Here is an 8,406-nt window from a genome sequence, read left to right as displayed (position 1 = left end):
GCAGGGCGCTGGCGAAGCTGCGCGACGAGCTGGACGCGACCTTCTGACCGAACTCACCCACCCCGGGTCCGGGGCGGCCGCCACCGCTCAGGACCCGAACGAGGAGCCCCGAGGCTTGCCGCCCCGGGGCTTCTCAGAACCCCCTGACCGGGGCGTGGCAAGGCCCAGGCGCAGCCTTCCACGCCCCGCACGCTCCGCGGAGCGCGGGCTACCGCGCTCCCGAGGCGCGCCAGTTCAGCTGGATCAGCAGCTGACGCGCCTGGTCGGCGACCTCGGGATCGGTGACGACGGCGTACTGGCCGGCCTGCAGGGAGCTGCGGGAGGCGAAATCGCGGCGGCCACCCGTGGCGGCGTGCGCGATCGCGCCGAAGACGGCTCCCCAGGCCGCGCCGATCAGCAGGCAGACGAAGATGACCGCGAACCAGTTCGCGTTGCTGAACAGGCCGAACAACAGGCCGATGAACAGGCCGAACCAGGCGCCGCCGGCCGCGCCGGCGCCGGCCGCGCGGGCGGTGGTCAGGCGGCCCAGCACGTTCTCGACCAGGCGCAGGTCGGTGCCGATGATCGCGGTCCGCTCGACCGGGAACTTCTCGTCGGAGAGGTGGTCGACGGCCTGCTGGGCGAGCGCGTAGTCGGTGTAGGAGCCGACCATGACCGTCGGCACGCTCGGGGCGGCCCGGACCTGGCCGGGCAGCCACGGTACGCCGCCGGGGCCGGGAGGAATGCCCGGATTGCCGGTCGGTGGGACGATCGGGTCGGCCGCCGGGATGGGCTCGGTGGCCGCGGCCTCGGGCACCGTGATCGGCTGGGTGCGGGCCGCCTCGGGCTCGGTGACCGGCGGGGTGGCTGCCGCGTCGGCCACGGAGATGGGCTGGGTGCGGGCCGCCTCAGGTTCGGCGACCGGCTGTGCGGCCGCGGCCTCGGGCACCGTGATCGGCTGCGTGCGGGCCGCCTCCGGCTCGGGGACCGGCTGGGTGCGGGCCGCCTCCGGCTCGGGGGTCGGGCCGGCTGCCGTAGGGGTGGCGCCGCTGTCGGATGGGGTGGTCACTTCTTGCCTCCCTGGGGACGGCGGGCCGGGCGGCTCGCCTTGACGTCTGCGGTCGCGGTGCCCCGGTCGCCGGCCGCCAGCCGCGCCCAGAGCAGGAATCCGGCGGCCACCGCGGCGGCGATGCCGGCCGAGGCGGTGAGGAACACGAAGCGGCTGGAGACCAGCTCGGGGGTGACCCGGACCGTCATGACCTCGCAGATCAGGCCGAACACGCCGGCCGCGCCGGCCACCACGGCGACCGCCAGCAGCGGCAGGGTGGCGAGCCGGGAGAGCCGGACGGCCGGGCCGGCGGCGCGGTGCCGGAACAGGCGGATGCCGAACACGGCGAGCGCGGCCCAGGCGAGCACCAGCAGCACCGCGGCGACCGTGTCGCTGGGGCGGTGCCACTCGGCCCAGACGGTGGCGATCGCGATCACCGTGACGTAGCCGGCCCCGATCAGCGCGACGATCCCGCGCACGGCGGCGGGCAGCACCAGGATCAGCGCGAACGCGACCGAGGCGGCGGCCGCGGTGTGCCCGCTCGGGAACGAGTTGGGGCCCGGGAAGTCGGACAGGTCCGGCCGGGGGAGCCGGGTCTTGAGCAGCTGGCAGCTGGCGTTCGCGCCGAGCACCAGCACGGTCGCGCCGATCGCCAGGTCGATCCGGTGGCGCAGCACGCCGATCGCGGCGGCGGCCAGGCACACCAGCACCAGGCTCACCAGCGTGGTGCCGTTGAGCGCGCGGCTGAGCACCTCGACCACCCGCGGGTGGTGCACGTCGCCGCCGAGCATCGCGGTGGTGTCCGCGTACTGGCCGGTCGCGGTGCGCACGAAGGCCAGGTAGGCGGCGGCCACGCCGGCGGCCGCCGACAGCGCGACGGCGAACGGGGCGAGCACGTACGCCGCGCCGCCGGGGCGCGGCGCGGACGTCCCGGCGCGGGACGTCTTGGGGCGGGACGCCAGGGCCGTCATCGGCGGAAGACCTCCTGCGGCTGATCAAGGGCGGCGGTGGGATGCGTAGCCGTTTGCCCAAACGGTGGTTCTTTCAACCCACCCGGAGCGTGGCTACCCATCCGCAACCTCCGCCGATCCCGGCCCGCAACCTTCGGCCCGCAGTCTCGTACGGACCGCCGACCGACCGAAGGGGTTGCTTCATGGGGCGCAGAACCCGCCGACTGATCGCGGTGCCGATGATGGCGCTGACCGCCGGCGCGGGCCTGATGGTCGTTGCGAGCCCGGCGCAGGCCGCCGGGACGACGGCGGTCGTCAAGGCGAACAGCCCGCTGAAGACCCGGTCCGGGCCCTCGCTGGCGTCCCGGATCACCGGGTCGCTGCGCAACGGGCAGAAGATCACCGCCGTCTGCCGGGTCACCGGGCAGTCGGTCCGGGGCTCGGTCCGCACGACCAGTCAGTGGGATCGCCTCAGCAACAACTCGTACGTGACGCACGCGTACCTCCAGATCGGCCGGACCCTCCCGCTCTGCGCGACCAAGAAGCCGGTGGCGGCGAAGCCGGCGCCGGTCGCCGGGGCGGCCTACACGATCGGCACCGTGCGCAGCACCGACGGCGCGGTGAACGTCCGCACCGGCCCGGGCACGTCCTTCCCGCTCAAGCGCACGGTGCTCAACGGCGCCAAGGTGCAGGGCGTGTGCGGCGTGGTCGGCCAGTCGGTCAACGGCACCGTCCGCTCGACCACGCAATGGAACCGGCTCGGCGACGGCGGTTACATCTCGCACGCGTACGTGGTCACGCCGACCCTGCACCTGTGCCCGGGCGCGTCGCTCACCCCGGTGGTCGCCCCGGAGATCACGCCGGAGCAGTTCCTCGCCGCCGCGGTGCCCGGTGCGCAGGCCGGCTGGCGCCAGTACGGCGTGCCGGCGTCGGTCACGATCGCGCAGGCCATCCTCGAGTCGGGCTGGGGCAAGAGCGGCCTCTCGCTCACCGACGGAAACTACTTCGGGATCAAGTGCCAGAACGGCAAGTACGGCACGATCGCGAAGGGTTGCCACGTCTACAACACCAGCGAGTGCGACAAGGCCGGCAAGTGCTTCGGCACGACGGCGAGTTTCCGGATCTACGCGACCATGGCCGACTCGTTCCGCGACCACGGCAACTTCCTGCGGGTCAACAGCCGTTACCAGCCGGCGTTCAGCTACACCAAGGACGCGAACAAGTTCATCTGGCAGGTGTGGAAGGCCGGGTACGCGACGGACCCCAACTACTTCACCAAGATCACGGGGTTGATGGCCTCGCGCAACCTGTACCAGTACGACATCTGGAAGTAAGTCAGAGCTTTTGCCCCCATCGGCTGATGCAGCTGATGGGGGCAATTTGCGTATTACGCTCGTTTTGCTGAGGCGGATGACCCTCGTGCCGGGTCGCTCGGGGGTCGGCGAGGACACCGAGGAGGCCGAGATGACCGACAAGACCACGCGGGAGCACGACGAGGCCCGGGAGAAGCTGGAACGGGCCCTGGCCGAACGGGCCGCGATGCACGACATCCGGCTGCCGGGGCTGGGCGCGCTGCCCACCGCCGACCCGTCGGCGCGGCTGCCGAGCGCGGCCCGGCTGCGCTCGCCGGTACCGCATCACGTCCCGGCCGCGTAAGACTGGGGCGTATGAGCATTCCCGCGCTTGCGCTGCGGTCCGGCCCGGCGATGCCGGTGCTGGGCTTCGGCACCTGGCAGATCCGCGGCGAGTCGGCGTACCAGGCGGTCCGGCACGCACTGGACGCCGGCTACCGCCACATCGACACCGCCACCATGTACGGCAACGAGGCCGAGGTGGGCCGTGCGCTCGCCGACTCGGGCGTACCCCGCGACGAGGTCTTCGTCACCACCAAGCTGCCGCCCGAGCGGGCCGGCCGCGAACGCGCCACCCTCACCGAGAGCCTCCGGCAGCTGCGGGTGGACGCGGTCGACCTGTGGCTGATCCACTGGCCGCCGTCACGCGGCCGGTCGGTGCGGGTGTGGCAGGAGTTCGTCGACCTGCGCGACGCCGGGCTGGCCCGGGCCATCGGGGTCAGCAACTTCGACCTCGACGAGATCGACGAGCTGACCAAGGCCACCGGCGAGACGCCGGCGGTCAACCAGATCCGCTTCGGGCCGACGCTGTGGGACCCGGCGCTGGTCGAGGGGCATCGGGCCCGCGGCATGGTGGTCGAGGGGTACTCGCCGTTCAAGACCACCAACCTGCACGACCCGGTGCTGACCCAGATCGCCGCGCTGCACGGGGTCGACGCGGCCCGGGTGGTGCTGCGCTGGCACGTCCAGCACGAGATCGTGGTGATCCCCAAGTCGAAGACCGCCGCGCGCATCGCCACGAACTTCGACATCTCCGGTTTCGAGCTCACCCCGGACGAGATGCGCTCGATCGACGGTCTGGGGCGGCGTTAATCACCAGGCGATTCCGGCCCGTTCCGCCTATTCTTGCTGCGCCATGTCTTCCACACCCGCCGCGCTTCGCACCCGGCTACAACAGCTCCTGCCCCGCGACGAACGGCGACTCCAGCGTCGCCTGGAGGGCACCCGCAAGATCCGCGACGAGGCGGCCCGCGCGGCCGTGCTCGCCGAGATCGAGGCCGAGGCCTCGCAGGCGTTTGAGCGCCTCGAGGCCCGGCTCGCCGCGGTACCCAAGGTCACCTATCCCGAAGCGCTGCCGGTCAGCCGGCGCAAGGACGACATCCTCGCCGCCATCCGCGACCACCAGGTCGTGGTGGTGGCGGGTGAGACCGGCTCCGGCAAGACCACCCAGATCCCGAAGATCTGCCTGGAGCTGGGGCGCGGCGTGCGCGGCCAGATCGGGCACACCCAGCCGCGCCGGATCGCCGCCCGTACGGTCGCCGAGCGCATCGCCGAGGAGCTGGACCGGCCGCTCGGCTCCACGGTCGGCTACAAGGTGCGCTTCACCGACCAGGTGAGCGACGACACCATGATCAAGGTGATGACCGACGGCATCCTGCTCGCCGAGATCCAGAACGACCGGCAGCTGCGCCGGTACGACACGTTGATCATCGATGAGGCGCACGAGCGCAGCCTGAACATCGACTTCATTCTCGGGTACCTCCGTGAGCTGCTGCCGAAGCGTCCCGACCTCAAGCTGATCATCACGTCGGCGACCATCGAGACGCAGCGGTTTGCCGAGCATTTCTCGGACGCTTCCGGCAAGCCGGCGCCGGTTATCGAGGTCTCGGGCCGGACATATCCGGTCGAGGTCCGATACCGACCGTTGGTGGAGACCACCGAGGACGACACCGAAGAGCCCATGGACCAGGTCGACGGGATCGCGGAAGCCGTCGACGAACTGGGGCGCGAAGGGGACGGCGACATCCTCGTCTTCCTCTCCGGGGAGCGGGAGATCCGGGACACCGCCGACGCGCTCGGCAAGCGCAACCTGCGCAACACCGAGATCGTCCCGCTGTACGGGCGCCTGTCGGCGGCCGAACAGCACCGGGTCTTCGAGCGGCACACGCAGCGCCGGGTCGTGCTGGCCACCAACGTCGCCGAGACCTCGCTGACCGTCCCCGGCATCCGCTACGTGATCGACCCCGGCACCGCGCGGATCAGCCGCTACTCCAACCGGCTCAAGGTGCAGCGACTTCCGATCGAGCCGGTCTCCCAGGCCAGCGCCAACCAGCGCAAGGGCCGCTGCGGCCGGCTCGCCGACGGCATCTGCATCCGGCTCTACTCGGAGGAGGACTTCGAGGGCCGGCCCGAGTTCACCGAGCCGGAGATCCTGCGGACGAACCTGGCGAGCGTCATCCTGCAGATGACCAACCTGGGACTGGGCGATCTCACCAGGTTCCCGTTCATCGACCCGCCGGACAAGCGCAACATCACCGACGGCGTGAAGCTGCTCGAGGAGCTCGGTGCGCTCGACGACCGGCGGCTCACCCCGATCGGCCGCCAGCTGGCCCAGCTCCCGGTCGACCCGCGGCTGGCCCGCATGGTGATCGAGGCGGACAAGCAGGACTGCGTCGCCGAGGTCATGGTGATCGCGGCCGCGCTGTCCATCCAGGACCCGCGCGAGCGGCCCACCGACAAGCAGCAGCAGGCCGACGAGAAGCACGCCCGGTTCCTCGACAAGGAGTCGGACTTCTTCAGCTACCTCAACCTCTGGCGCTACCTGCGCGAGAAACAGCAGGAAATATCCGGCAACCAGTTCCGCCGGCTGTGCCGATCGGAATTTCTCAACTACTTGCGCGTACGCGAATGGCAGGACATCTACGCGCAGCTGCGGCAGGTCGCCCGCACCCTCGGGCTGGCCCTCGCCGAGGACCGCGAGGAGGTGGCCGAGGGGCAGCACGTGCACACCGCGCTGCTCGCCGGGCTGCTCAGCCACCTCGGGCTCAAGGACGGGGAGAAACGCGAGTACCTCGGTGCCCGCGGCGCGAAGTTCGCCATCTTCCCGGGCTCGGCGCTGTTCAAGAAGCAACCGCGCTGGGTGATGTCGGCCGAACTGGTGGAGACCAGCCGGCTGTGGGGCCGGGTGAACGCCCGGATCGAGCCGGAATGGGCCGAGAAACTCGCGCCGCACCTGGTGAAGCACTCGTACAGCGAGCCGCACTGGGAGAAGAAGCAGGGCGCCGTCATGGCGTACGAGAAAGTGACGTTGTACGGCCTGCCGATCGTGGCGCGCCGGCGCGTCGGGTACGCCCGGGTCGATCCCGCGCTGTGCCGGGAACTGTTCATCCGGCACGCGCTGGTCGAGGGCGACTGGGAGACCCACCACAAGTTCTTCGACGAGAACCGCAGGTTGCTGAGGCGGATCGAGGAGATCGAGAACCGGGCCCGCCGGCGGGACATCGCGGTCGACGACGAGACCGTCTTTCGCCTGTACGACGAGCGGATCCCGGCCGAGGTGGTCACCGCCCGGCATTTCGACGCGTGGTGGAAGAAGGCCCGGCGGGACCAGCCGGACCTGCTGACCTTCACCCGCGATCTGCTGGTGAACACCGGGCGCGACACGGTCGACCCGAACGCGTTCCCGGACGCGTGGCTGGCCAACGGCGTGCGACTGCCGCTGACGTACGAGTTCGAGCCGAACTCGGCGGCCGACGGGGTCACCGTCGAGGTGCCCTTGCCGCTGCTCAACAAGCTCGACCCGGAGGACTTCGGGTGGTCGGTGCCGGGCTTCCGCAAGGACGTGGTGATCGCGCTGATCCGGTCGTTGCCGAAGGCGCTGCGCACCAACTTCGTGCCGGTCCCGGATTGGGCCGAGGCGGTGCTCGACCGGGTGCCGGCCCGCCGCGGGCCCTTGACCGACGCCATCGGCAACGAACTGCGCCGGCTCACCGGCGCGGTGGTGCCGCGCGACGCGTGGCGCCCCGCGGAGGTGCCGTCGCATCTGCGGATGAACTTCCGCGTGGTCGACGAGTCGGGGGAGACGCTCGGGGTCGGCCGCGATCTGGACGAGTTGCGGCGCCGCCTCGCGCCCACGGTCCAGCGGACGATAGCGGCGGCGGCCGGGAACATCGAGCGGCGCGGGATCACCACGAACGACTTCGGCATGCTGCCCCGGCGGGTCGCCCAGGTCCGCGGGGGTTACGAGGTCACGGTGTTTCCGGCGTTGGTCGACGAGACGGACAGCGTGGCCGTCCGGGTCTTCGAGAACGAGCCCGAGCAGCGGGTCGCCATGCGGGCCGGCACCCGGCGACTGCTGCTGCTCACCCTCCCGCCGGCCGCCCGCTTCCTGCAGGGCCGGCTGGACAACCGGGCCAAGCTCGAACTGTCCCGGGCCAACCCGTACCGGTCGATCGCGGACCTGCTCGACGACTGCGCCGGCGCGGCCGTCGACAAGCTGGTCGCCGACGCCGGCGGGCCGGTCTGGTCCTCGATCGAGTTCGCCGCCCTGCGCGACACGGTCCGGCAGGACCTCGTCGACGCGGTGGAGGGCGTGGTCGCCCAGGTCCAGGCGGTGCTGGCCACCACGTACGACGTCGAGCAGCGCCTCAAGAGCCTGCGCGACCCGCAGCTGATCCCCGCGCTCGCCGACATCCGGCAGCAGCTCAAGGGCTTGGTGCACACCGGGTTCGTCACCGAGGCGGGCTGGCGGCAGCTGCATCATCTGCCCCGGTACCTCCGCGGCATCGTGTACCGGCTCGACCGGGTCGGCGGAAACCTCGGGCGCGACCGGCAGCTGATGGCGCAGATCCAGGAGATCGAGGCCGAGTACCGGGAGCTGCGCGCCGAGTTCCCGCCGCTCAGCGCCGCCGACGAGGGGCTCGCCGAGATCCGTTGGATGATCGAGGAACTGCGGATCAACCTGTTCGCGCAGACCCTCGGCACCGCGTACCCGGTTTCGGACAAACGCATCTACAAGGCGATGGATCAACTACCGGCGTAGCGAGGCCGTAGGGGCTTGGGTGCCGTTCGGTTACCC

Annotated in this window: 6 protein-coding genes; 4 read left to right on the top strand and 2 right to left on the bottom strand. The window is 71.3% G+C overall.

Translation table 11 applies throughout. The features are described from left to right. Nucleotides 1-208: 208 nt before the first annotated feature. Together ODJ79_RS23140 and ODJ79_RS23135 are read right to left on the bottom strand one after the other, a co-directional pair. Nucleotides 209-769: a general stress protein gene (locus tag ODJ79_RS23140; protein WP_411267363.1), complete on the bottom strand. Its 561-nt coding sequence runs from the start codon at nt 767-769 to the stop codon at nt 209-211. Between the two features lie 275 nt (nt 770-1,044). After that, complete coding sequence (locus tag ODJ79_RS23135; protein WP_263025630.1) at nt 1,045-1,998, bottom strand: phosphatase PAP2 family protein; 954 nt, start codon at nt 1,996-1,998, stop codon at nt 1,045-1,047. Nucleotides 1,999-2,180: 182 nt separating this feature from the next. Between ODJ79_RS23135 and gsmA the strand changes: the two genes are divergently transcribed. The 4 genes from gsmA (at nt 2,181) to hrpA (ending at nt 8,370) form a co-directional block, all read left to right on the top strand. Further along, complete coding sequence (gene gsmA, locus ODJ79_RS23130; protein ID WP_263025629.1) at nt 2,181-3,311, top strand: sporangiospore maturation cell wall hydrolase GsmA; 1,131 nt, start codon at nt 2,181-2,183, stop codon at nt 3,309-3,311. A gap of 76 nt (nt 3,312-3,387) precedes the next feature. Beyond that, a complete protein-coding gene (locus ODJ79_RS23125; RefSeq protein WP_263025628.1) occupies nt 3,388-3,633 on the top strand; it encodes a hypothetical protein in 246 nt (81 codons plus the stop codon). Between the two features lie 11 nt (nt 3,634-3,644). Further along, nucleotides 3,645-4,421 (top strand): aldo/keto reductase, encoded by a 777-nt coding sequence (locus ODJ79_RS23120; protein WP_263025627.1) that lies wholly within the window; start codon nt 3,645-3,647, stop codon nt 4,419-4,421. Nucleotides 4,422-4,464: 43 nt separating this feature from the next. After that, nucleotides 4,465-8,370, top strand: a complete 3,906-nt coding sequence (gene hrpA, locus ODJ79_RS23115) for an ATP-dependent RNA helicase HrpA (RefSeq protein WP_263025626.1) — start codon at nt 4,465-4,467, stop codon at nt 8,368-8,370. Nucleotides 8,371-8,406: the final 36 nt, after the last annotated feature.

Source organism: Actinoplanes sp. KI2, assembly GCF_025630775.1.
Lineage (GTDB): Bacteria > Actinomycetota > Actinomycetes > Mycobacteriales > Micromonosporaceae > Actinoplanes.
This window is presented reverse-complemented; position numbering and strand designations above follow the sequence as displayed.